22 protein-coding genes, 1 tRNA gene and 1 pseudogene are annotated in these 24,619 nt (G+C 56.7%); 8 read left to right on the top strand and 16 right to left on the bottom strand.

From position 1 onward, the window contains the following. Positions 1-22: 22 nt before the first annotated feature. Positions 23-424 (bottom strand): ArsR/SmtB family transcription factor, encoded by a 402-nt coding sequence (locus EQG66_RS09925; protein ID WP_129404437.1) that lies wholly within the window; start codon positions 422-424, stop codon positions 23-25. Further along, positions 421-1,053: a peroxiredoxin gene (locus EQG66_RS09920; RefSeq protein ID WP_129404436.1), complete on the bottom strand. Its 633-nt coding sequence runs from the start codon at positions 1,051-1,053 to the stop codon at positions 421-423. The genes EQG66_RS09925 and EQG66_RS09920 overlap by 4 nt, the downstream gene beginning before the upstream one ends. 103 nt (positions 1,054-1,156) lie before the next feature. On the opposite strand from EQG66_RS09920, the gene EQG66_RS09915 reads away from it, so the two are divergent. The 5 genes from EQG66_RS09915 to EQG66_RS09895 all read left to right on the top strand — a co-directional run bounded on the left by EQG66_RS09915 (position 1,157) and on the right by EQG66_RS09895 (position 6,873). Next, positions 1,157-2,074 carry an MBL fold metallo-hydrolase gene (locus EQG66_RS09915; protein WP_129404435.1) on the top strand — a complete coding sequence of 306 codons (918 nt, stop codon included), beginning with the start codon at positions 1,157-1,159 and terminating at the stop codon, positions 2,072-2,074. Then, on the top strand, positions 2,071-2,511 hold the full coding sequence (locus EQG66_RS09910; protein ID WP_129404434.1) for a YeeE/YedE family protein: 441 nt from the start codon (positions 2,071-2,073) through the stop codon (positions 2,509-2,511). The genes EQG66_RS09915 and EQG66_RS09910 overlap by 4 nt, the downstream gene beginning before the upstream one ends. Then, a complete protein-coding gene (locus tag EQG66_RS09905; protein ID WP_129404433.1) occupies positions 2,508-2,918 on the top strand; it encodes a DUF6691 family protein in 411 nt (136 codons plus the stop codon). Before EQG66_RS09910 ends, EQG66_RS09905 begins: the two co-directional genes overlap by 4 nt. Positions 2,919-2,933: 15 nt before the next feature. Next, positions 2,934-4,742: a SulP family inorganic anion transporter gene (locus EQG66_RS09900; RefSeq protein ID WP_220428653.1), complete on the top strand. Its 1,809-nt coding sequence runs from the start codon at positions 2,934-2,936 to the stop codon at positions 4,740-4,742. A 145-nt stretch (positions 4,743-4,887) separates the two neighbouring features. After that, positions 4,888-6,873: a TonB-dependent receptor gene (locus tag EQG66_RS09895; protein ID WP_129404432.1), complete on the top strand. Its 1,986-nt coding sequence runs from the start codon at positions 4,888-4,890 to the stop codon at positions 6,871-6,873. 34 nt (positions 6,874-6,907) lie between these two features. On the opposite strand, the gene EQG66_RS09890 is transcribed toward EQG66_RS09895, so the two are convergent. Continuing rightward, entirely contained in the window at positions 6,908-8,062 is a 1,155-nt protein-coding gene (locus tag EQG66_RS09890; protein WP_129404431.1) for a polysaccharide biosynthesis/export family protein, read from the bottom strand. A gap of 361 nt (positions 8,063-8,423) precedes the next feature. Here EQG66_RS09890 and EQG66_RS09885 point away from each other — a divergent pair, with 361 nt between their 5' ends. Next, entirely contained in the window at positions 8,424-9,860 is a 1,437-nt protein-coding gene (locus tag EQG66_RS09885; RefSeq protein WP_129404430.1) for a mannose-1-phosphate guanylyltransferase/mannose-6-phosphate isomerase, read from the top strand. 173 nt (positions 9,861-10,033) lie between these two features. After that, on the top strand, positions 10,034-10,951 hold the full coding sequence (locus EQG66_RS09880; protein WP_164975655.1) for a class I SAM-dependent methyltransferase: 918 nt from the start codon (positions 10,034-10,036) through the stop codon (positions 10,949-10,951). Positions 10,952-10,957: 6 nt separating this feature from the next. On the opposite strand, the gene EQG66_RS09875 is transcribed toward EQG66_RS09880, so the two are convergent. From EQG66_RS09875 to EQG66_RS09825, 12 genes are all read right to left on the bottom strand, one after another. Next, positions 10,958-12,334, bottom strand: coding sequence for a sulfotransferase (locus EQG66_RS09875; protein ID WP_129404428.1), 1,377 nt, complete (start codon positions 12,332-12,334; stop codon positions 10,958-10,960). Positions 12,335-12,591: 257 nt separating this feature from the next. Further along, positions 12,592-13,413, bottom strand: a complete 822-nt coding sequence (locus EQG66_RS09870) for a DUF5672 family protein (protein WP_129404427.1) — start codon at positions 13,411-13,413, stop codon at positions 12,592-12,594. A 30-nt stretch (positions 13,414-13,443) separates the two neighbouring features. Beyond that, a complete protein-coding gene (locus EQG66_RS09865) occupies positions 13,444-14,355 on the bottom strand; it encodes an NAD-dependent epimerase/dehydratase family protein (protein WP_164975654.1) in 912 nt (303 codons plus the stop codon). A gap of 16 nt (positions 14,356-14,371) precedes the next feature. Continuing rightward, positions 14,372-15,670, bottom strand: coding sequence for a hypothetical protein (locus tag EQG66_RS15350; protein ID WP_164975653.1), 1,299 nt, complete (start codon positions 15,668-15,670; stop codon positions 14,372-14,374). Between the two features lie 27 nt (positions 15,671-15,697). Further along, positions 15,698-17,002, bottom strand: a complete 1,305-nt coding sequence (locus tag EQG66_RS09860; protein WP_129404425.1) for a hypothetical protein — start codon at positions 17,000-17,002, stop codon at positions 15,698-15,700. A gap of 162 nt (positions 17,003-17,164) precedes the next feature. Next, positions 17,165-18,265, bottom strand: a complete 1,101-nt coding sequence (locus EQG66_RS09855) for an NAD(P)/FAD-dependent oxidoreductase (protein WP_129404424.1) — start codon at positions 18,263-18,265, stop codon at positions 17,165-17,167. A gap of 48 nt (positions 18,266-18,313) precedes the next feature. Continuing rightward, the gene (gene rfbC / locus EQG66_RS09850) at positions 18,314-18,871 is read right to left on the bottom strand and encodes a dTDP-4-dehydrorhamnose 3,5-epimerase (protein WP_129404423.1); all 558 of its coding nucleotides are present in this window, start codon (positions 18,869-18,871) and stop codon (positions 18,314-18,316) included. 30 nt (positions 18,872-18,901) lie between these two features. Beyond that, positions 18,902-19,945, bottom strand: coding sequence for an NAD-dependent epimerase/dehydratase family protein (locus EQG66_RS09845; RefSeq protein WP_129404422.1), 1,044 nt, complete (start codon positions 19,943-19,945; stop codon positions 18,902-18,904). Between the two features lie 7 nt (positions 19,946-19,952). Then, entirely contained in the window at positions 19,953-20,723 is a 771-nt protein-coding gene (rfbF, locus tag EQG66_RS09840; protein WP_129404421.1) for a glucose-1-phosphate cytidylyltransferase, read from the bottom strand. A gap of 12 nt (positions 20,724-20,735) precedes the next feature. After that, positions 20,736-21,383, bottom strand: coding sequence for an ABC transporter ATP-binding protein (locus EQG66_RS09835; protein ID WP_129404420.1), 648 nt, complete (start codon positions 21,381-21,383; stop codon positions 20,736-20,738). Next, a complete protein-coding gene (locus EQG66_RS09830) occupies positions 21,380-22,165 on the bottom strand; it encodes an ABC transporter permease (RefSeq protein WP_245988019.1) in 786 nt (261 codons plus the stop codon). Before EQG66_RS09830 ends, EQG66_RS09835 begins: the two co-directional genes overlap by 4 nt. Positions 22,166-22,182: 17 nt before the next feature. Further along, the gene (locus tag EQG66_RS09825; RefSeq protein WP_245988017.1) at positions 22,183-23,235 is read right to left on the bottom strand and encodes a KpsE/RkpR family capsule polysaccharide export protein; all 1,053 of its coding nucleotides are present in this window, start codon (positions 23,233-23,235) and stop codon (positions 22,183-22,185) included. 456 nt (positions 23,236-23,691) lie between these two features. Between EQG66_RS09825 and EQG66_RS09820 the strand changes: the two genes are divergently transcribed. Beyond that, positions 23,692-23,765: transfer RNA gene (locus EQG66_RS09820), tRNA-Gly, on the top strand. A 613-nt stretch (positions 23,766-24,378) separates the two neighbouring features. On the opposite strand, the pseudogene EQG66_RS09815 reads toward EQG66_RS09820, so the two are convergent. Beyond that, a pseudogene (locus EQG66_RS09815) lies at positions 24,379-24,619 on the bottom strand (hypothetical protein); the annotation flags it as partial.

Here is a 24,619-nt window from a genome sequence, read left to right as displayed (position 1 = left end):
AGCACTCGGACATAGACGGCTCTCATCCGATCCTCGCAAAGGCGGCGGCACCGGCAGGCTTCCCGGATGGCGCATCGGCTGCTTGCTCCGACCGGAGAACCGAACCGAGCGCCTTGGGCAGATCGGCGCCGTCACCGAGAATTACCTCCATACTGCGCACGCACAGCCGGACCTTGTCGTCGGCGAGGTCATAAAAGACCTGCTTCGCCTCGCGGCGAGTCCTCACCATCTCGGCGCGACGCAATTCGGCTAGTTGCTGGCTGAGCGCGGGCTGGCCAATCCCTGTCGCCATGTCGATTGCGCCCACCGTCTTCTCCCCCCGCAGCAGGCAAGAGAGTATCATCAGCCGCTGCGGCTGGGCGTAAACCTTGAGCTTTTCGGTCGCGGCATCGGCAAGCGCCCGGCTCTGATAGAGCGCGCTCATGGCGCAGCCACCCGCCGGCAGAACCAGCCAGCGTCACCCTCATCGACCGCGGCTGCGGATGGCGGCATCAATACAGGCTCGCCCGGTTGCCAGCCTTCTGGCGTCAACACGGTATCGCCCGCAGCGCGCTGCAGCGCCGCGACCATCCGCAGCATCTCATCCACCGAGCGCCCGACATTATGCGGATAGCTGGTGATCGCGCGTATGATGCCATCGGGATCAATGAAGTAAGTGCTACGGATAGTTGCGCTATCGCGCGCGTACTCGCCGATCATCCCGAATGCGCGGCCCACCGCCATGCTGGGATCCTCGATTACAGGAAAATCGATAGTGACGCCGAAGACCTCCCGGATCGCGCGTATCCAGGCCATGTGCGAAAACAGGCTGTCGACCGACAGGCCCAGCAAGGCGCAATCGAGCGCGGAGAACCGGCTGGCCGCTTGTGCCAGAGCAACGAACTCGGTCGTGCAGACCGGCGTAAAATCTGCCGGGTGAGAGAAAAAGACCAGCCATTTTCCGCGAAATTGCGATAGTTTCACGTCCCCGGCGGTACTGCGTGCGCTGAAGTCCGGCGCGCTGTCGCCGATGCGCAACGGCGGCCTGCCATCCATTCGGTACTCATCCTGCATGCATGATGCTCTTTCATAATCGCGATCAAGACGCAACGCCCTTGACGTGGCAATATTATTCAATTACATATATTATGTAAATATAAAACTTCAGGAGTTTCCTATGAGCGACTCAGCCCTTGCAACCGCCTGCGCGCAGGTTCGCGCGGCGCAATCCGGGGCTCCTGTGATCAAGGCATTTTTCGACGAGCCTACCTTCACCGTCTCCTATGTGGTGCATGACCCCGAAACCCATCGGGCGGCAGTCGTCGACAGCGTGCTCGATTATGATCCCGCATCGGGCCGCACCTCCCGCGCGTCAGCCGACGCGATCCTCGCTTATGTCAAAGATAAGGCGCTCGGCGTCGACTGGCTGCTCGAAACCCACGCGCATGCCGACCATCTCTCCGCCGCGCCCTATCTTCAAAAGGAACTGGGCGGCAAAATCGCTATCGGTGAGCATATCGCCACGGTGCAGCAGGTGTTCGGCGCCGTCTTCAATGCCGGGCCGGAATTCAGGCGCGACGGCTCGGACTTCGACGCCCTGTTCGCCGATGGCGACACATTCAAGATCGGCAATCTGGATGTCACGGTTCTGCACGTGCCGGGTCATACGCCCGCCTGCATCGCCTATGTAATCGGCGACGCCGCCTTCGTCGGCGACACCATGTTCATGCCCGATTACGGCACCGCGCGGGCGGACTTTCCGGGCGGCGACGCGCGCAGGCTCTATCAGTCGGCACGCCGCCTGCTCTCGCTCCCGCCCGATACGCGGCTATTCATGTGCCATGACTATCTGCCAGAAGGGCGGACGAACTATGTCTGGGAGACGACGGTCGAGGCCGAGCGGAAGGCCAATATCCATATCCACGATGGCATAAGCGAAGATGAGTTCGTCGCGATGCGCGAAGCGCGCGACAAGACGCTGGCGATGCCGAGGCTGATCCTGCCATCGGTGCAGGTCAACATGCGCGCCGGGCATATGCCGCCGCCTGAGGGCAATGGCATGACCTATCTCAAGATCCCGGTGGACGCGCTGTGATACCGGTCTTCCCTCACGCCATGCCGGTCGAAGGCTTTGTGGGCGGCCTGATGATCGGGCTGGCCGCAGCGATCATGCTGTTGGGGCTGGGCCGCATTGCCGGCGTGAGCGGGCTGGCCGCGCGCGCAACAGGGCTGGCCGATACCGGGGCGCCGCGCGTTGTGGCGGCCGCTTTCATCCTTGGCCTGCCTCTGGGCGCACTGATCGTGTCGATGTTTACCGGAGGCGTTGTCACGCACTTTCCCGACTCGCCGCTCCCGCTCATCATCGGCGGGCTTCTGGTGGGATTTGGCACGCGGCTGGGATCGGGATGCACCAGCGGGCATGGCGTATGCGGCATGTCCCGCCTGTCCCGACGATCCATCGTCGCCACGGCAGTGTTCATGGGCGCGGGATTTGCGACCGTGGCCGCAATGCGCGCGGGAGGTATATTGTGAACCGCGCTGGGGTCGCCCTGATCGCGGGCCTGTTGTTTGGCACGGGTCTGGCCTTTTCCGGCATGGCCGATCCGCAGCGGGTGCAGAGCTTCCTTGACCTGTTCGGCAACTGGGATCCGACCTTGGCCTTCGTCATGGGCGGGGCGATGATCCCGATGGCGATAGCATGGGTCATCCAGCGTCGCCTCGACAAGCCCTTTGCCGACGCACATTTCGATTTGCCGGGCACGAGCAGGATCGACGGCAAGCTCGCATCTGGCGCGGTTCTGTTCGGCATGGGCTGGGGCATCAGCGGCCTGTGCCCAGGGCCAGCGCTCGCCGATCTCGCGCTCGCGCCCGGCAAGGCGGTGATCGTCGTTCTGGCGATGCTGGGGGGAATGATCGCGCACCGGGTCGCCACTCGATAACAGAACGGACCGAGAATGGATGGTGAAGCCGCACAGGATCGGGCGCTGATGATGAACGGGCTTGCCCGGTTTCTGCCGGTTCTCGACTGGGGGCGACGGTATAAGAGCGAGACCCTGACCAACGATCTGGTCGCGGCGGCGATCGTCACCATCATGCTGATCCCGCAGAGCCTTGCCTACGCAATGCTCGCCGGGTTGCCGCCGGAAATCGGGCTCTATGCCTCGATCCTGCCGATCATCGCCTACGCGCTGTTCGGAACAAGCCGGACGCTGGCGGTGGGGCCGGTGGCCGTCATATCGTTGATGACGCTGACGGCAGCGAGCGACATCGCGCCGCCAGGCAGCCCGCAGTTCATCGCCGCCGCGCTGGTGCTGGCGCTGCTCTCTGGCCTGATGCTGGTCCTGATGGGGGTGTTGCGGCTGGGGTTCCTCGCTAATCTGTTGTCACATCCTGTTGTATCTGGCTTCATCACCGCCTCCGGGCTGATCATCGCCACGAGCCAGCTAAAGTCCATTCTGGGCATCAGGGCGAGCGGCGAGGCTATGCCGGAATTGCTGCGTACATTGTGGCAGAATGTTGGAGCGACGAGTCTGCCGACGGTGATGATCGGTGTTGCGGCAACCGCCTTTCTCTATTGGGTTCGCAAGGGGTTGAAGCCGCTGCTCATGCGCATGGGGCTCGCCGCCCGCCCCGCCGATCTGATCGCCAAAGCCGGACCAATCGCCGCCGTCGCCGTTTCGACGCTGGCGGTGATCGCGCTCGATCTGGAAGCACAAGGCGTCAAGGTCGTCGGCGCCATTCCGCAGAGTCTGCCGCCCTTGACCGTCCCGTTGTTCGATGCCGATTTGTGGCAGCGGCTGGCGGTGCCGGCGTTGCTGCTCTCTATCATCGGCTTTGTCGAGAGCGTCTCGGTCGCGCAGACGCTCGCCGCCAAGAAGCGCCAACGTATCCGCCCGGATCAGGAGTTGATCGGTCTTGGCGCGGCCAACATAGCGGCGAGCCTGTCTGGCGGCTATCCCGTAACCGGCGGATTTGCGCGCTCGGTCGTCAATTTCGATGCGGGCGCCGAAACGCCAGCGGCGGGCGCCTTTACCGCCGTGGGGATATTGCTCGCGGCGTTGTTCCTGACACCCCTGCTCGCGTCGCTGCCAATCGCCACGCTCGCCGCGACCATCATCGTCGCCGTGCTCAGCCTCGTCGATTTCAAGACTCCCGTCCATGTGTTCCGCTATTCCAAACCGGATTTCGCGGCGATGATGGCGACGATCCTCGTCACCCTGCTGGCCGGGGTCGAGCCGGGCGTAATCGCCGGTGTGGGCTTGAGCCTGGCACTGTTTCTCTGGCGCGCATCGCGGCCTCATGCCGCCATTGTCGGGCGCGTTCCCGAAACCGAGCATTTCCGGAACGTCAAGCGGCACAAGGTTTTCACCGATCCGCGTATCCTTACCATCCGCATTGACGAGAGCCTCACCTATCTGAACGCCCGCTGGCTGGAGGACTATGTGCTGGAGGCAGTGGCCGAGCAGCCAAGGCTCAGGCACCTGATCCTGATGTGCTCCGCCGTGAACGCGATCGACGCCTCCGCGCTCGAGAGCATCGAGGCGATCAACCATCGCCTCGCCGATGCCGGTGTAAAGCTTCACCTCTCCGAGGTAAAAGGCCCGGTGATGGACGCGCTGGAACATTCGGCGCTGCCAAGCGATCTTACCGGGCAGATCTTTCTTTCGCAGAACACTGCGTTCACCACCGCAATGACTTTGGCGGATGCGGAGGACGCAGCGCAAGGGCAGTCCGACCTCTGGCTCGCAAGGGGGATGATATAACGCAGCGCGCTCTTGCCGTATCGTGGGGCGTCGCGCGTTGCCCCCCCTCGGCTGCGGTGAGTCTGCCGCGCCCTGCCGCACTCCGCCGCAAAGATCAGCAACCCACCTTCCCTTGCTGTGCCAAAGCCCCTAAACGGCTGGCCCGATGCCAAGATATATTATCGCCCTCACCGCGCTGGGATGCGCGCTGCCTGCAGCCGCGCAGGAAAACAGCACTATCGTCGTATTGGGTGGTGTGCTCCCGCTCCCGCCCGCGACACCGGCTTATGGCTCGGTGACGATCGACCGCGACCGGCTGACGGACAGCGCATCGGGGCGGATCGAGACGATATTGGCTGACGTTGCGGGATTTCAGCAGTTCCGCCGCTCCGACAGCCGCTCCGCCAATCCTTCGGCACAGGGCGCGACGGTGCGGGCGCTGGGCGGCAACGCTTCGAGCCGCACTTTGGTGCTGCTGGACGGCATACCCGTCGCCGATCCCTTTTTCGGCTATATCCCCTTCAATGCGCTGGTGCCGGAGCGGCTCTCGCTCGTTCGCATCACGCGCGGTGGTGGCGTCGGGGCGTTCGGCGCGGGAGCGGTGGCGGGCACGATCGAGCTCGCCAGCGCGACGCGCGCAGACCTGCCGCTCCTCTCGGCGAGCGCCTTTTATGGCAGCCGCGATGCGAGCGAGCTGTCCGCCTCCTTCTCCCCCAATCTGGGCGCGGGGTTCGTCTCCATCTCAGGCCGGTGGGATCGGGGCGACGGATTCTGGACGACGCCGGAGAACCAGCGCGTAAGCGCCAGCGTGACCGCGCGTTACGAAAGCTGGTCCACCTCCGTGCGCGCGGCCGTGCCGCTGCGCACCGATTTCGAGCTGCAGGCGCACGCAACCGTGTTTCGCGACGACCGCACCCTGCGCTTTGCCGGGGCCGACAGCCGCAGCGAGGGCATGGATGCCAGCATCCGCCTTATCGGACGGGGTGCCTGGCAGGTGGATGCGCTCGCCTATGTGCAGGCGCGCGATTTCGGCAATGTTGTGATCAGCGCGACGAACTTCCGCAAGACGCTCGACCAGCGCAAGACACCGTCCACCGGCATCGGCGGCAAGATCGAGCTGCGCCCGCCGGTCGGCAAGGCCCATGTGCTGCGCATCGGCGCGGACACGCGATATGCAACCGGCGACATGTATGAAGATCCCTATAGCACCGTCACCGGCCTTGCGACCGCGCATCGCCATGCGGGCGGCGACCAGACCACGACGGGCTTCTTCATAGAGGACGACTGGACCTTGGGCCGGCTGATCCTGACCGGCGGCGCACGGGCGGATCGCTGGAGCATCCGCAACGGGTTCAACGACAGCACCAGCCCGGCGGGCGTGCTGACCCATATCGGCTATGCCGACCGCAAGGACTGGAGGGTGAGTTTTCGCGGCGGTGCGCTGCTGCGGCTAAGCGAGGTGGCAAGCGTCCGCGCCGCCGCTTATACCGGCTTTCGCTTGCCTACATTGAACGAGCTTTATCGCGGATTTGTCGTGTTTCCCATCACCACACAGGCGAATCCCGCCCTGAAACCGGAGACGCTCAAGGGTTTTGAAGCGGGTTTTGACGTGAAACCGGCGGGCGGGGTCACGCTTTCGGCAAGCGCCTTCTTAATCCACGTGGAAAAAGCCATTGCCAACGTCACCGTCAATACCACGACACGCAGGCGCCAGAATGTCGATGCGATCGTCGCCAAGGGGATAGAGCTCAATGCCAGCGCGCGGCGGGGCGATGCCTCCCTCTCCGCAAGCTATGCCTATACCGACAGTAAGGTCAAAGCGCCGGGGCAGCAGTTCGACGGCCTCCGCCCGGCGCAAACCCCCGCCCACGCCGCGAGCACCACCCTCGCATGGGCACCCGAGCGCGGCCCGTCGCTCTCCGCAACCCTGCGCTATGTCAGCACGCAATATGAGGATGATCTCCAGACCGACGCCCTGCCCGGCGCGTTCACCGTCGATGCCACCGCGAGCCTTCCATTGGGACATGGCGCTTCGCTGGTAGGCCGGGTCGAGAATCTGTTCGACAAGGCGGTCATTACACGCAATGCGGGCGGCTCGATCGATCTCGGTACCTCGCGCACCATCTGGGTCGGGGTGCGGTTCGCGCGCTGAGCGACGCCGGGCGAGCGGCGCAAACGACTCTCCGCTATTTCGTCGCATTCTGTACGGCGATGATCGGATAGACGACTGACGCGATGATGTTCACGAACTTCTGCATATCCGCCAGCGGGGCGTTCGATACATAAAGCACATCCTTATTGCGGATCGGGAAACCCTGCGCGATGAAGAAGGTCGCCGGGTTTTTCATGTCGACACGATATATGACCGGGATCTTGCCATCCGGCGTGGTTTGTGCGCCGTTCGCTATCGCCGGATCGAGCGCGGACGGTTCCTCGAGCCGGAAGACGAACACGCCCTTCACGTCGGCACGCTGATCCTGCAGACCGCCGACCCTGCCGAGCGCCTGAACCAACGTAATACCGGTGCCCTCGAAGTTGATTTCGGCATTGGTGCCTGTCGCGCCCAGGGCCGTGAAGCTGTAGGGCTGGAACAGGGCCGTCACCACATCGTCGGGCTGGAGGCGGATATTCTGCTGCGGGTCCTTGATGACGGCCTCCAGCGGCAGCGACGCGACCTTCTCTCCGCGGGTAATCTGGATCGTCGTCTTGCCCACAGGCTGCTTCACACCGCCCGCCGCAGCCAGAATGTCGAGCAACCGCTCGCCCTTGGCGGTGAGGGGCACGCGCGCGCTGTTCGTAACATCCCCGACAATGGTGACGTTAGACGTGGCGTTGCGCACGAGCCGAATGATCACCTGGGGCTGATGCGCCATGCCCTTGAGGCGCCCCGCGATATCACGCTCTATCTGCTGCGGTGTGCGCCCTGCGGCGGGAATGGAACCGGCGAACGGGATGGTGATGCGACCATCGCTGTTCACCATCTGCTCGGGTAGCGAGGTTCCGCGCGCGGTGGAGCTGGATGACGAGAGCCGCGCGTCTCCACCCGCCGCGCCGAACAATGCGGCGGGCGGCGCTTCCCAGATTGCTATGTCGAGCACATCACCCTTGCCGACAATCGCCCCCACCGGATAGCCATCGCCCAGAGCTTCCGAAAAAAGCGCGGAGCGGCCACTGGCGATCACCTGCCGTGCGACGGCATCGGTTACCTCAACAATCTTGATATCGGCGTTGGCGACGGCCTGGTTTTCCGCGCTCTTTACCGCTCGCGCCGAAGGGCCGGAAGATGTACATCCAGCCAGCGCAACGGATAGCGGCAGGGCGCAATATAATCCGGAACGCATCCATCTGTGTGCCTTAGAATGGAATATAGCTGTCATCTTGAACCCTTGAGGAAACCTGTCACCAATCACTCTTGCTGGCACTTCATACTTTTGGTCGGTGCAGCTGTTCGCCATGCCATCGACCGCGCGCAGTTCTCTATAACTGCAGGCGGGCGTTTGTCACTGTTGAATACATCTGTGGGCGCGATGACATCGCTCGGCGTAACAGTCCTGCCTCATGGATGCGCCAAAGGGCATGCGAATCACGAAACGATCGGGACCCGCAAATTCTACCAAACCAAATATCGCTGTTGGCTAAATGCGTTCGTACCGATAGTCCTGCAGCGACGGACCGACACAATAAGAGGCACACATCAAGGCCATGACAAACGAGCGGCACATCTATCCCGTCATTCTATGTGGAGGCTCTGGCACGCGGCTGTGGCCGCTGTCTCGCAAGAGTTTTCCCAAGCAGTTCGCTCAATTGATGGACGAGACCAGCCTGTTTCAGCGGGCCGCCACCCTTGCCTGTGGCGAAGGCTTTGCGCCTCCGCTGGTGGTAACCGGTGACCCCTTCCGCTTCATCGTGCTGGAACAGCTTGACACGGTGGGGCAAAAGCCCACTGCCGTGCTGATCGAGCCGGAGGGGCGCAACACCGCGCCTGCTGTGCTCGCCGCCGCTCTGGCACTTGCGCAACAGGCGCCCGATGCGCTGATGCTGATCCTGCCGTCCGATCATCTGATCCCCGGCGCAGGTGCCTTCCGCGCAACCGTGCGCGCCGCCGCCGGGAGGGCGGATGCGGGCGATCTTGTCACCTTCGGGATCGAGCCGACGCGGCCCGAGACCGGCTATGGCTATCTGGAGCTGACCGATCCAGCGGCCCGCTCAGCAGCCGAGCCACAGTCGCTCGTCCGCTTTGTCGAAAAGCCGGATGCGGCGCACGCGGCAGAAATGCTCGCCTCCGGCCGCTATCTCTGGAACGCGGGGATTTTCCTCTTCTCCGTACGCGCCATCATCGAGGCCTACCGCGCCCATGCGCCGGAACTGCTGGACGCCGTCAGCGCCGCGGTAGACGCAGGCACCACCGATCTCGGCTTCACCCGCCTCGGTGCGCAGGCCTGGGGCAAAGCCCAAGCGATCTCGATCGACTATGCCATCATGGAGAAGGCCTCGAACCTCGCCGTCATGCCCTTTTCTGCTGGCTGGTCTGACCTTGGTGACTGGAAGAGCGTATGGCAGGAAAGCGGACCGGATGCGCAAGGGAATGTCTGTTCGGCGCAGGCGACCGCGATTGATTGCAGCAACACGCTGCTGCGCTCGGAGGCGGGCGGGCTTGAGCTCGTCGGGATCGGGCTGGACGAGATGATCGTCGTCGCCATGCCGGACGCGGTGCTGGTGGCGCCCAAATCCGCGAGCCAACGCGTGGGTGAAGCGGTGAAAAGCCTCAAGGAGCGCGGCATCCGGCAGGGCGAAGCCATGCCGCGCGACATGCGGCCCTGGGGCTGGTTCGAAAGCCTCGCGGTCGGCAACGGCTTTCAGGTGAAGCGCATTGTTGTCAATCCGGGCCAAGCACTCTCGCTCCAGAGCCACACCCATCGCGCTGAGCATTGGATCGTCGTTGGCGGAACCGCGCAGGTGACGATCGGCGATTTCAGCAAACTGGTGAGCGCGAACGAGTCCGTCTATGTGCCGCTGGGCGCGGTGCACCGGCTCGAAAATCCCGGCAAGATCCCGGTCGAGATGATCGAGGTGCAGACCGGCGCCTATCTCGGCGAGGATGATATCGTGCGCTATGAGGACCGGTACGCGCGGAGTTGAAGCGGCCTAGAATCAGTTATCGCAGATTAGGCTCTAAAGGCAATTCAGTTGATTGAAAAATGTTCGCCGCCTATGCCTAACAGCGTAGACGGGGAAACTATCCAATTATGATAAAGACAACGCGCTCGATCTTTCAAAGGCTGCGAGGCAAATCGCAAGTTGCCCACGGAACCATGGCGGAAATTGATGCCGCCGCTAAATTCCATGATTTCTTGTATATTAATGGGTGGTTCCATTGCCCTGACTCATCTTTGGTCGCTGTGAACTTCGAGCATCTCGATATAGAATTTTTTCGAGCAGAAGTCGGGCTCCCTCATGGTGGCGTATTGGCGCTTGGCCCAGACAAGGGATTCAGATGCCAGATCATCAAATCCACCTCGTCTTTCCCAGCTGGTGGACGGCTTATCTTCCATACTTCCGACGGAAAACAAGTCGCATATGATTTTGATGAGATGATCAGCCGCCGATTAGCAAATGTTTCGACGGCCGAACTGCACGGACGTTTTCTGCAGCGCCTTCAAGCGCCAGGCTTTTCGACCATGCTCGACATAGGCGGCCGAGCACGCTCCGCAGTAGACCGATCGGCTCTTTTTCCTCACCATGAGGTTACCGTACTCGACATCGCCCCAGGCGACAATGTGCACGTGGTGGGGGATGCCCACCAGCTTTCATCTCATTTTCCTGCAGGCAGCTTCGACGCGGTCTACTCGGTCAGCGTGTTTGAACATCTCCTCATGCCTTGGAAGGTCGCCCTTGAAATGAATCGCGTTCTTCGGATGGGAGGAATCGCATATATTCACACACATCAGACTTTGGGACTTCACGATATGCCATGGGATTTCTGGCGCTTTTCCGATACCAGTTGGGATGGGCTGTTTAACAAATTGACGGGTTTTAAAATCATCGGGCGCGCAATGGCGCACGAGCATTTTCTCATTCCCTTTATCTGGAGGCCAGACAAGCACGATGCCGAGTATAGTGCGGGCTACGAGAGTTCAGCCGTATATTTGGAAAAGACAGGTGAATGCACGATGGAATGGCCCATTAAACTGGATCAGATCATTAAAAGCCAATATCCCCCCAGTGTTTGACAGCCCCTAAAAATATCTAGTGGTAAAGTAGGGATCTCTCTTCGTAAGATACCCCTTTGCCCAGCCAAGCGTTGTGCGGTCAAAATGGTTAGGGAAATCACCCACAACTCCCTTGCGGAAGAAAGATGAATTGTCGCCAGCACCGCGATCACGACCGCCGCTCACCTTGTTAAAATCACAGCGCGCGACGACCTCGGCAACGATGTCGGCTGAATACTCTAGTCCAACCCTCCGAAAGAGTTGCGTCACCGTCCCTTCAGGTCTGACCGACAAAGATTCGTAACTCACGAAATGGACTCGATCAGGGTATTCGCGCTTTGCAAGCGCTGCATAGTGATTGAACGAAAGCCAGCCATCGAAAATGTTGCGGAGATAGTCCTTGTCTCGAAGTGAGTCGGCAATCATCGCTTCCACATCATCCTGCCCCTCTAGAATCGCACTAACTACCCTGGACGGCAGAATCGAATAAACCTCCGAAGAAACCAGTTTGTCGGCGGCATTTCTAAGAATAAGCACCTCATGATAGGTTCTGGAAACCGCCACATCGAACGGATTACGGTAGCAATGAATGTAATGACCGCAAGGGAACAACATGAGTATCTGTTGGGCGTGGAGCGCATTTCCCGGGGTTTTATCGCCTACGTGGGATGAACCTGTAAGCGCAGCCAGTTGCCGAAAAGTAATCTCTGCGCGACCGTAGCCCATCATACCAATTGCATTAGAATATGGCTTTTGTACAACCGAAGCTTTACGAATGTATCGCTCCTCGGCAGGCATAGGAAGTTCCGAGAGGTTGTAAGTATTAACCGGCCACTCCCAAAATGCGTTTTCTCCTGTGATGATACAAGAAGGATGGGCATTGAGCAGCATTTCAATCCAAGTTGTCCCCGACTTCGGCGCACCTCCAATAAGTAATGGCGTGTAGTGCGAATCATACATTTCTAACAAATTTACTGATTTGCAGATCAGAGGATTAAAAGGTTCCACTGAACATTGCCCTTGGCGCTTCTCAGCGAATGCGATCCTATGATGAGATCCGCCATTGTCTACAAGACTGATTGATCGCCTTTGCCCCTCTTCTAGAATCAAATCGAATTTCAAGTAGCAGGTCACGCGGCCCCAGCCTCCCGCCTCCTTAATGAGCGCCCAGTCAAAATTGATGAAATCGAAGGCATCGCCTTCCGCATGCGATATATGCAAACCAGACAAGTTCTCGGTAACCGGACTTTCCGCTTTAAGAAAAAAAGAGGGCTGCGAGCCAGGTTGGACAGTTCCGAAACAAAACTGATAATCGGTGAGGCTTGGCTCATCATGATAAACGATTTTCAAAGCACCGTTCGCAACGTCCATGCCTGAGGATTTTTGTTTCACAATCTTTGTCAAGGTATTTCTCTCATCATTAGAATCGCCATAGCCTGACTTCCGTATAATCTCTTAACGATTCCATGCACATCGAAATCTATTTTTTCCAGTAGTTATACTCATGGGTATAGGCATATCTGTTAAGCTTATATATAAAAGCGCCCTGATGAGTGGCAGCCAAATGATGGCTTCCAAATGTCAGATAATAGTCCATCTTATTTGTACCTTCCGCCTCAGAATGATCTTCGCACTGAATGTCGCTCTCGAAATATACGGTCTCATCTGCACAACTTATGCGTATCAAGCAACGTCTTCCATGACTGCCGCGAAACCGGAGAGAGGCGAGCGAGCTCCCGGGCCAGTCGCCTTCCCGCTATAGCGGTCGCGCGATCCGAGCTGCTCGCCATTTTACGACACAGGTCACGCCCATCTCTATTGAGGAACAGCTTAGCAGGGGTTTCATCGATGAAAGCGCGCAGGTCGTGCCCCAACACCTCAGGGAAATTGAATGAGCCATGGAAGCCGAAACATTTTCGCGTATTTTCTCGCTCGTATGCGAATTGGTTAGCTACCTCCCATGGTGCTATGCGAATGTCAAAGCCCTGCTCCAACACTGAGCGATTGACGTGGCAGATACCCACATCCTCGGGATGGTAAGCACTTACGGCAGGATCGGCTGTGGCCTCCAGTAGTCTGAGGGAGCGCAAGGAAAAGCCCCCGTTGCCTACTGACCGCGCTTTTTCAAATTGAGGCCAAGGCGCTCCTACGTAATCATAGGAAAGGAAATCGGCATTCCACATTCCGGGATCGGTCACGAAGCCGTCCCACTGAACAACCAGTACATAAGGCGTACTGATGTAGGAGCAGAGATCCTTCATCATAAAACGCGAATAGCCGCGTATGTCAGAAAATGGTTCGATCTTGATTTGCTCAATGCTCGCGGGGACGTCATCAAGAAGAATGCTACTGATTAACTTGACACTGCCGAACCGTATACCACGCATGCTGAGCCGCAACGCCCGCAAGGCCGGTGCTGGATCGATGGAAGCGACCGCGCAAAGCGTTATTTGCGGAAGATGCAGCGTATCCGAAGTATTCAAAGCTTATTCGCTATCGAAGGCTGAGAAGCGTCACGCGCTCAGCAAAGCTTGTTGCCGGAAATGGACCATGTCCCTTAACGTCTGTGGTAGCGTAATCTGCGGCTGCCATCCGGGGGGCAACGGCTGCCCATCATAGGGACGCATGATCTCACGCGCACGATAAGGACGTCCCCCGAATTCTACGTCGATCCGCAAACCTGTCTCCTGCTGCAACTGGTCGACTAAATCCTTTAGGTTGATCGCTTCATGGGAGCGAAGACCATAAACGCTATGCGCATCCGCCTCTGCCGATGTAACAAGGTCGACCGCATGAACAAAGGCGCGCGCTGCGTCGCGGACATCGACAATATACATATGCTGCTCACCTGGAGACATTTTGAGCGCTTCACCTCGCAAACCTGCATCGATCAACAGGTCGATTATCCTGTTGCGGTCATCTCCCGGTCCCACGATATCGAACAGTCTCAGGGTCGCACATTTGAGGCCGCTTTCGCAATAATGAGGGAGAATATCCTCAAAACATTGCTTGGTAGCAGCATAATAGTTGAACGGACGATAAGACCCGTCCTCACCCCATTGCCAACTGGTGCCCGCGTTCACCAGAGCGCGGACATTAACCGCCTCCATCGCTTGCAGGAGCCGGCTGGGGAACAGGATATTGGCATCGACATATTCCTTGAGCTCTGAAGGTGACTCTCCACCCCTGCTCTTGGCTGCGACGTGGATGACGGCATCTGGCTTGAAGTGCGCGAGAATATCCTCCAGATTATCATAGCCTTCAGACATTTTTGCGGTTGCCAGATGGTTGCCAATCACCTTTTGCAAACGGTCGAGCCGGGTTCCTGGTCGATGTATGGCTAAAACATCATCTCCACGTACCACGAGGTGGGCCGCAATATGAGAACCCAGAAAACCAGTCGCCCCCGTCAGCAATACTCTCATTTGCCCGCCCCCAGTTTCAGTCGTCCAACCATTCGCCCAGTCGCGCCGCCAGACGCCCCTTAAACATGCTGCCCGCCCGTCGGGTTGCGAAATCCAGCACAGTTTCAGGCCACGCCGCAAAATCCTGCTCTGGGCGCCTCGGACTTGCAACAATATGGTCAATTGCCACACCATAGGTGGCGCGGCTATCGTAACTGCGCGCAAGTTTGTGCATCGCTGCTGCCCGGGTCGCCAAAGCCTTCGGGTCACTTTCGATTGTACTTAGCACGTTCAGATAACTTTGCTCGTTTCCAGGCTTCACCACGAACAAGGCTTCCGGGCACACCTCGTCTGCAACTTGATCCCCTGCCGTGTTGATCGCAGGAATTCCGAAGTAGAGATAGTCGAGAAAGCGGAGACGATAGCTCTGCCAGTTCTCCAGAGTGGGAAGATTGACATTCAGGCCAACGTCAGCTGCAGCGGTATATTGCTTTACCACTTTGCTGGCACGATACCATTCATCCTCAATTACAATATTCCGGCCGATAAGGTGAGAGTGCTGGCTGATAATTTTCTTAGTCTGGGCGATATAAGCTGTATGAAAATCATTCTCAGGTTGCTGAAATCCCATGATGAAGATCTTCAGCTTGCTTGCGCGCGCATCGCAATGACGGCAAAAGGCAGAAATGAAGCAATTGAAATCAGTCCAAGACCATACGCCACCGGAATTGACGATGGCTATTTCACCGTCTGCTAGTCCCATCTGACGCCGGATTTGTTGTCGATCAACGACCTCGCGACGTTCCTCTTCCACAATTCCGAGCGGCGCCACGATTATGCGGTCAGCAATCGAGGTCTTAGCGACAAACTTGAAAAACACGTCAAGCAAATTTTTCATCCGCTCGTTCTGCGTAATCAAAAAGTCGACATTATATCGTATGGCTGTGATGGTATCGAAGAGATATTCGGCACCAAAGGTTTCAGGAGATTCCGACCAGTGAATGGCGGCCTGGATTGCCACGATCTTTGCATGAGGGAAGACGGTGCGGACGTTCATCGCCTCCAGAAACACGCCTACCACAATGTCGGGGCAAACCGTGCCATAGTCCGTTCCATCGGGCCGCGCATCCCAGAACGGATAAACGCTATAAATACGATTATATTGCGTCGTGCGCTTGTCGTCTTGGATCGAGCAGATGAACAGTTCGTAACCCTTACGCAGCGACTCGTGAGCGAATTGAAACAGATTCTTATCGTGGCTAAACCCTGCAATTGGGGGTTGACCGGAAACCAGCTGTGCCAGCGTGGCATTGTCCATCAAAATCAGTATGCGCATAGTTAAGCTACCGCTCCGACCTGAAATTCATATAAAGTCCCAGCGCAGCATGAGTGCTCGCCCGCCTCGGAACGATTTGGGATGACCGCGGGCAACTATTTCCATCAATATTTCGTCTACTTCGTGAGAAGCGCAAGCCCTCGAGTCCAGCAGTAACTTCTCGATGTTGAATGGCTCGATGATACGCCGCAATACTAGGTCCTTTTTGAGAACACCGGCACCCAGGAACAGTAAGGGAGCTGCGCCATGATGAATATGACTACCACGAAAAATATAGCCGACGATTGTGTCCGTCATCCGATCTCGGGCGGTACGATTGAATACGGCGACCTGCTTATCGTTAGGAAGGTCGACCAATTCCATATGTCGACCGCCGACTGGCTTGGGTTGTGGCTTATTCCCGGAAGATCGAACGAACTGGCTGATTAAACCACCGAGCTTCTGAGCAGGGTCTTCAGCTAAAAGCTTCTTCCTCGAAGACACAAATTCATCAAGACTTTCATTCACTTGAATTAGCGGATGTTTGTGCCGGGATTTGAAATGGGGTTCCATAGCCTCGGCAATCATGCTGACACGGTCTAGGTCCAATCTCTCGAGCCGAGATTTCAGCTTTGCTATAGGCCATTGAACATGCGGGATATAGCCCGTCTTTGTTATACAGCGCGAAAAGCCTATTTCGCCTTTGGAAATAGCGTATCGACGCGTAGAAACCGCACCATATTTGCGCCAATAGTCACGCACCCGACGCTCACGAAACACCTGACCTGATATGCCAAACATATACGAACTGATGTGATATCCGCGGTCGTAATTGTCGGTAATGCCAACGAAATGACGGCTTGGCGCGTCAATATAGCTGATGATCTGCTCCTCAGCGGTATCGACCGTGACGACGCTATCGTTAATGTATACGACACGCGAAAAATTTGCCTGCCCGCTGTCCTGCAGATCATAGAGCAATCGAGATGCATCCCGGTAACAGCCAAAATCCCGACCGAACGGCCGACGCCGGATCACGCACCATCCACGCTCAGCCAAAGGTCGAAGGATTTCCGTTGCGCGTGGGTGGTGGCTAGCTATGATGATGCAATACCCTCGCCGCTCCCACTTTTCTAGAAAGCGGATGTGGAATGATGCGAGCTTTTCAGTGGGATAGGCCGCAAATATAACAACTCGGTCGCTCGTGAGGCGATCAGCATTTTGCACGTCTACAACTGTGGATTTGCCGCTTAGCTTCAGCATTGCAAGGCCGATGCGGTCGCGCCATCGCAGATATCCCTCGATCAGCGGAACCGCCACTGACTTGGCATATGTAGCTAATTTCCAGAACATGAGGCGGTCATCAATATCCAGAACAGAGTTTGCAAACGCGGAAAATGCATATTTCCGCTATTCGTGGGGAGCCCATATGTAAGCACCGTGACAGGAAGCCTCCTCTAATACCATGCGGTTATCCTCGCGAAAAACCCGATCCAGGCCATTTCGCGCGATAGATTATCGCTGAGCAATAGCAGCTACGGTCTTGGCGATGGATAAGGATGCCGTCAACCCCGGCGATTCTATACCGAAGAGATTTACCAGCCCGACAGTGCCATGCGCTCGCTCGTCCTGAATGACGAAGTCCATATCCGGCTTGGAAGCGCTGGCGATTTTCGGTCGAATGCCGGTATAGCCTTCGCAGAGCATATCCGGATTGAGTCCAGGAAAATATGACTGTATCGCCTCAATGAAAGCTGGGCGTCGACTATCGTCAAAGCTATAGTCAAGCTTGTCGATCCAACGAATGTCCGGTCCGAATTTCACCTGGCCGCCCATATCCAAAGTAACGTGAACGCCTAGCGCTCCAGGAGGGGCAACAGGATAGACCAAATGCGAGAATGGCGACGCCCCGTTCAAGACATAATAATGACCGACCGCAAAATGGCTATCGGGGGCGTGTTCTGGCAAAAAACCCTCAATCGATCGCGCGGTCGCTGGCGCGTTATGCCCGCAACAGTTGATAAGCCATCGGGTGAAAATTTCAGTTCCGTCATTGAGACAAACGCGAATGCCACGCTCACCTTCTGAAATGCCGCCCGTCATTTCGCACGACGGGACGAAATGGCCGCCGGCCATCTGAAAGTCATGAAGCAGGGCGAGCATAAATGCATGACTATCGATGATGCCGGTACTGGGCGAGAGTAGCCCTGCAACAGCGCGAACATTGGGCTCGATCCGCTCTACTTCATCGCCATCTAACCAAATCAGGTCATTCACGCCATTGAGGCTAGCACTCGCTCGATAACGATCAAGCGCTCCTACCTCGGAATGTGAAGCAGCGACAATAATCTTTCCAATACGCTTGTGCGGAATATCTCTATCCACACAGTATTCATAAAGCAGCTGTTTGCCTAGTACGCAATGCTGCGCTTTAAGGGAACCAGAAGGATAATATATACCTGCGTGAATTACCTCAGAATTGCGCGAACTGGTTTCTGTGCCAAAAGTCTGTGCTCGATCAATGACAAACGTTTCATAGCCAGCCAGCTGAAATTCTCTCGCAATAGCTAACCCAACAACTCCCGCTCCCACCACGAGGCAATCACAACGATACACTATACCCCCTATCGTGCCTCGCGTAATGGCAAATTCAAAAACTTAACCTCAGAGACCCCTTAAAAACTCAAGGTTCTGCTGAGCCAAGTCCGGCCAGGATTGGTCTTTGTCAGAAATCTCTGATATCGCGATGGGCAGATTAATCATTAAATCTGGATCGTTAAAGCGAACGCCACCTTCAGAAGCGGGGTCATAAAAAGCGCTTGCCATGTAAAGCGCCTCTGTATCGTCTTTCAACGTCACAAATGCGTGTCCGAAACCTCTCGGCACGTAAATCATGCGCCGATTTTCTGCCGTAAGTTCAACGCCAGACCACTGCTTAAACGTGGGGGAGTCAGGCCTCAGGTCGACGATGAAATCGAACAATGCACCCCTGATACATCGCACAAGCTTCACTTCAGAAGAAGGCGGACGCTGAAAGTGCATGCCTCGTAATACACCCGCCTTCGCATTGAACGAATCGTTCATCTGAACAAAATTAGTCTCCAAGCCCAGTTCACCAAACTCTCTCTGGCAAAAAGCCCTAGCAAAAAAACCACGTTGGTCACCGCGAGGCTGCAAATCTATTGTGTATGCGCCTTTCAGCGGCATCTCGTTGAAAATCATATAAAAACCTCATTTCACAGTACAGAGCGGTCAGCGCCAGTATAGAGCATCATCGAGGCGTCCGGCCTGAGCATGATCCTCCAAGACCTTCAGCCTCATGAACTGCGACGACCTAAAATTACCGTCAGCGAAATTCATTGCCCGCAACCCTTCAACGAGTTCATTGATAGCTTGTTCCAGCTTAACCTGCGGCTGATGATCTGGCGCCAGTTCACGATACCGGGAAAAGTCGACACGGTAGGATCGTTTGTCGGGCAGTGCGTCGACATTTATGGATACGCTGGTGCCTGGAACCGCTTTTGCTACGGCTTCCGCAAGGTCTTTGACCTGATAATTCCATTCGTCGCAGCCCACATTAACAGCGACATAATTGCCGCCTGCTTCAGGTGTACGAACGAGCGCCCATTCGATCGCCCGCGCCATGTCTTTCACGTCGATAAGCGGGCGCCATGGCGTACCATCGCTGAGCACCGTGATTTCCTGGTTGGCAAGAGCGCATGCCACAAAGTCGTTGAGCACAAGATCGAGCCGCAATCGAGGCGACATTCCGCATGCGGTGGAAAACCGCAGGGAGGTGACCACCGCATCTCCGCATTCCAGTTGTTCCAGCGCCTTCTCAGTAGCCACCTTGGAGCGCGCGTAAGCCGTGAGGGGATTGAGATCGTCTGTTTCCTTGCGGGGTCCTCCAGTTGCAAACCCGTACATGCTGCAACTTGAAGCAAAAACGATGCGCCTTACACCTAGCCTAAGCGCCCGCTGGGCAATATCTGCACAGGCCTCATAATTTATTGCGCTGGTAACGCCCTCATATTTTTGCCCCATAGGATCATTGGAAACAGCGGCAAGCATTACCACAGCATCCACCTCTGACAGCAGTTCTTCCGGCAAATCCCGGACATCCCCAAAATACTGGCGAGCACAGCCTGTTTCTGGAAAGGCGCCAGGCGCCGTCAGGCAGTGCGCAAAAAGACCGCTATCATAGCCGTACAGAATTGCATCGGGCATGGCACTTCTAAGATGCGATACCAGCTTTGGTCCGACATAGCCCATGTTGCCGGTAACAAGAATTTTCATGATTTCCTCACCAAATCTTCCAGGGCGCAGCGCCCGATGCCCACAATTCTTCAAGTTGCCGTTTGTCACGCAATGTATCCATAGGCTGCCAAAAGCCATCGTGAAAATGAACCGACAGCTGGCCTTCTACAGCCAGCTGCTCCATGGGCTCACGTTCCCAAACAGTCTCATCGCCCTCAATATAATCTCCAACTTTGGGCGAAAGCACAAAGAACCCACCGTTGATCCAGCCACCGTCTCCCTGCGGCTTTTCTTGGAACCCAAGAACCTGATTACCCTCGTACCGCAGGGATCCGAAACGGCCTGGCGGCTGAGTTGCAGTAACGGTTGCCAGCCTGCCCTCAGCGCGATGCGTTGCAATCACCGCACTTATGTCGACATCTCCAACACCGTCCCCATAAGTTAGACAAAAAGCCTCGTCATCGCCGATGAACGGCAAAATTCGCTTGATCCGTCCACCAATCATCGTGTCATCACCGGTGTCAACCAATGTTACGGACCATGGCTCTGATTTATTAGCATGAACATGCATAGAATTATCGCGCATCTGAAACGTAACATCAGAAGTATGCAGATAGTAATTGGCAAAAAATTCCTTTATCACATAACCCTTATATCCCAGACACACGATGAAATCATTTATTCCATGAGCAGAATATATCTTCATAATATGCCAAAGAATGGGCTTCCCACCAATCTCGATCATGGGCTTTGGCTTATTGACAGTTTCTTCTGAAATACGAGTTCCGAGTCCACCCGCAAGTAAAACTGCTTTCAATGCGTCAACTCCTCAATTACTTACATAATTCTCAATCGCTTCATCGATACTCGAAAAGCGATGGAAGGTGCTGTCTCTCAGGACAAGTGCGATATCGCAGTGGTGGCGAATGTATTCTGTATCGTGAGATACGATCACGAAAGACCGATCGATACGCTTGACGAACAACTCCTCATGGCATTTCTGATGGAAACGGCTGTCTCCTACGGCGACTACTTCGTCAATTAAAAAACAATCAAATTCTATTACCATTGAGATGGCGAAAGCTAGGCGTGCGCTCATGCCAGAGGAATAGTTCCGTATCGGTTCATCAAGGTAGGCGCCAAGCTCGGAGAAATCGCTTACGAAATCAATACAGTCCTCGTGGTCTTTACCGTATATACGGCAGATCAACCTGAGATTATCTCTTCCAGTGAGTGAACTTTGGAAAGCCCCGCCGAAGGCGAGCGGCCATGAAACGGTCATGTCCCGAACCACTCGTCCTGCTGATGGGAGCTCCGCCCCGCTCAGCAGCCTTATTGTGGTAGACTTTCCAGATCCATTGCGCCCTAATATACCAACTTTTTCGCCTCTGGCGATTTCCAAATTTACATCCTGCAGGACAACGCGCTGGCCATGGCCCAGCGGATAGCGCTTGGATACCTGCTCGAACCGGATCATTGCAGCACTACCCGGTTAGCGACATAATTGACATTGAGGAACCCTGCGACACTCATAACGCAACAACAGGTTACCACATAACCGAGGTCGTAATGTGCAACAAAAGCGGAACCAAAGAACCCCTCCCGGATATACTCTACACAATGGACCATTGGCAACCATAGCACAAAGTCTCGGAAAGCCGGGGGAAGCGCATCCGCTATAAAAGCAGCTCCAGAAAGGGGGAAAAGGAAATAGGTCGCCGGATGCCAGATTTTTTCGATGATTTCGGTTTGCTCACTCAAGGAACCTATCAGCAGCCCCATAGACCAGCCAAACCAGTTCAAAAGAAGCCAACCCGACAGAACCTGCAACACGTCTTCCGGCAAAGCAGTCCATTCGACTACCCAGAATGCAAGGGTCAAAAAGAGAAATGACATCGATACACCTGACGTTTCTAGCAGAAGTCGAGCGAAATAGATGTCAATCAGCCGAACGTTGCGGTGATGCATGATCCCGACGTTGGGCAACACCGCGTTGGAAAGCCTACCAGGGATATTGCGCCATACAAGAACCGATGAATAGCCAGTAATGGCGAACGGCACGATCGGCAGATCGGAACCATGAGCTGCCTTGGTAAACGTCCAGAAGATGGTGATACCGATGGTGAAAATCATCGGTTCTACAAACAGCCACAAGAAACCTATATTATGTCTGCCGTAGCGGGTCAGGGCCTCACGCATCACTAAAGCGAAAATGATGCGCCTCTGGATGGCCCAAGATTGTGACAACGAACTGTTCAACTCCCTGCGCATAGGAATTAGCCGATATGCTCGCGGATACCTGCGAACAACATACGCAATACACCCCAGACTGCGAGCCCCAAAGCTAGGACAGCCAATACCCCTCTCCACCTCCGAGGCTCCAGTGCATCGTCGGGCAGGTTCGGCTCGACGATGCGTTCTACATAGGCTTGCTTGCGCTGCGCCTCGTTTCGCGCATCCTGGAGAGAGGCCAGCGCGCCCGCCAAATTCTTGTCGGCAAATTGCGCTTCCAAGGCAAGGCGCTGATATTGCGCAGCGGTGGATGAAAGGGATTTGCTATCCCCTGCTACTTTCCCAAGCTCCTCGTCGATCTGCGCCTTGAGGTCTTCAGCCTTCGTCTCCAGAACCGGAATCTGCGGGTTCTGCGCGGCAAAGTTGCGGAGCTGGCGCAGCTGCGATCGGGTCGCGATCAATTCGTCCTGAATCTTAGAGATCATCTGGAGCTGCACGGCCGCCTGTTTCTCAGGGTCCACTACGCCTTCGCGGTTACGATATATCGCCAGCGCGGAGGCGGCATCACGCGCTTTCTGCTTAGCTTCGTCGACCTCGATCTGGGCAAAGCGGATCAGATCCTGCCGCCCCCGTGTATTGAGCTTGTTGACGGTTGCCTCAGCCATTTCGAGCAGCTGGGTATTGAACCGCTGCGCATCTTGCGGCGTGTAGGCGCGCACGGACAGCGTGGTGATCGACGAGGTAGTGTCGTGATCGACCTTCACTTTCTTCTGATAATATTTGTAAAGATCCTCGAACGTATCGCCCGTGCCCAACGAATTGAACCTGTCGAAAATCGAAATACCAGCGGCCGAGTATGCCTTCTCAAATGATCCGCCACGGTTGAGCGCCGTCAGGGCATCACGAGACGCAACATAATCCTGTGCCGCAAAGATTTCGTCGCCACCGTTGGTGAATCCGGTCGATTTCAGGAGCACGCCAAGCCCGGTCGTCGCGGGCTTGTCTGGGCTGCGCACAACGAAGCGCGATTCCGATATATAGACATCGGAGGCGAACAATCCAAAATAGAGAATAGCAATGGTGGTGGGGATCACCACGGTGATCCAGAATAACGAACCGAGCGATTTGAGCCGGCGCATTACATTGCCCCCAATGCTTGACGACACATAAGAATCTGACCCGGAGATCCGCGAGTAACCTGCCTCGACTTCAGAGCCTATGCGGGGGCTATCCATAGCGTTTAACCATATTCTTGCTCATGCGCCGTCCTAACCGGCAGGGCATTGCCTGTCCAGAGCGCTTTACCGGGCAACGCTCAGCCGGTCACACGTGGGAGGCATGCTTTTAGAAAGCGCTCAAAAAGTCAGCCCGTCTTGCTCAGCATGCCTAAAGCCATAGTCGCCTCGAACATTCGCAAATCCCGCGCCATCCCCTAGCTTGGCGCAATAACTAATGATGCCGGATTTTCGTCATGACAGGGGATGTAAGGCGGCCCCTCGCCCCAATCCCCGTTGACGCAGCACGCGCCCCATGCCACACAGCGCCCCTCTCGCGCGGGTGTAGCTCAATGGCAGAGCAGAAGCTTCCCAAGCTTACGACGGGGGTTCGATTCCCCTCACCCGCTCCAAATCTTCAGATTCCACTAAAGATTTGAAAAACAATAGCAAAAACCGCCGGTTTTTGCCTGTGTAGGTACTGTGCAGAAAAATTTGCGGAACCGTCGCGCGGCCACGCGCGCAAAATCCGCTTCTACCCGCCCCATTATCGCGCATCAAAGCGGTCCCGTCTCCGGTTGATTCGAGCCTTGTTGTGGGCCATCTCTCGGTCAATTCGGCTATGGCGCGCAGCGCACATATTAGGGCTGTAAGCGGCAGGACAGGACGGATGCGGGCAAGGCGCAGACAAGACGAAGAACGGATGAAAGCGCGGGCGCGGCGCGTCATGGCTCTGTGGTCGCGTGGCCTTGCTGACGCGCCCACGCATTCGCCGCGCGCGGTCGGGCGCAATGCCTCTACGCATTGCCGCCCTTGCTCCTGCTGGCTGTGCAGCGGCCACAAGGACGTGCCGCGTAAGCGGGAGCGCGGTTTCGAGGATTATCGGGGCTGAAAGCCCCTGCGGGGGCGGCCCCAAAGGCCGCGCCGTCCGCTTAGGGGTGGGTCGGGCGGGATACGACATTGCCGCCGTCACCATGGCGGCGGTTCCGCGAAACGCCGGAGGGTTTTCCCTCCGGCGCTTCTGTTTCAGGCGGCTTCCTTCACTTCATCGGGCTGCGGCTGCAATCTGTGGAGATAGTCGGCGGCACGCTGCGCATGCGCGGCTGCGCTGAAAATGGCGCGTTTATCCTCCTTCAGCACCTTGAGTAATCGCGAGGTGTCGATAATGTGAAGGAACGCGGTTTCAGTGTCTGAAATGCGCAGAATTCCGACGGTATCTGACGGGCTTTGCTCCGCATTATTTCTCGACGAACCTCTGCGGTCGTTT

Source organism: Sphingobium fluviale, from assembly GCF_004122115.1.
Classification (GTDB): domain Bacteria; phylum Pseudomonadota; class Alphaproteobacteria; order Sphingomonadales; family Sphingomonadaceae; genus Sphingobium; species Sphingobium fluviale.
Note: the sequence above shows the minus strand (reverse complement) of the source record. Positions and strands in the feature narration are given on the sequence as shown.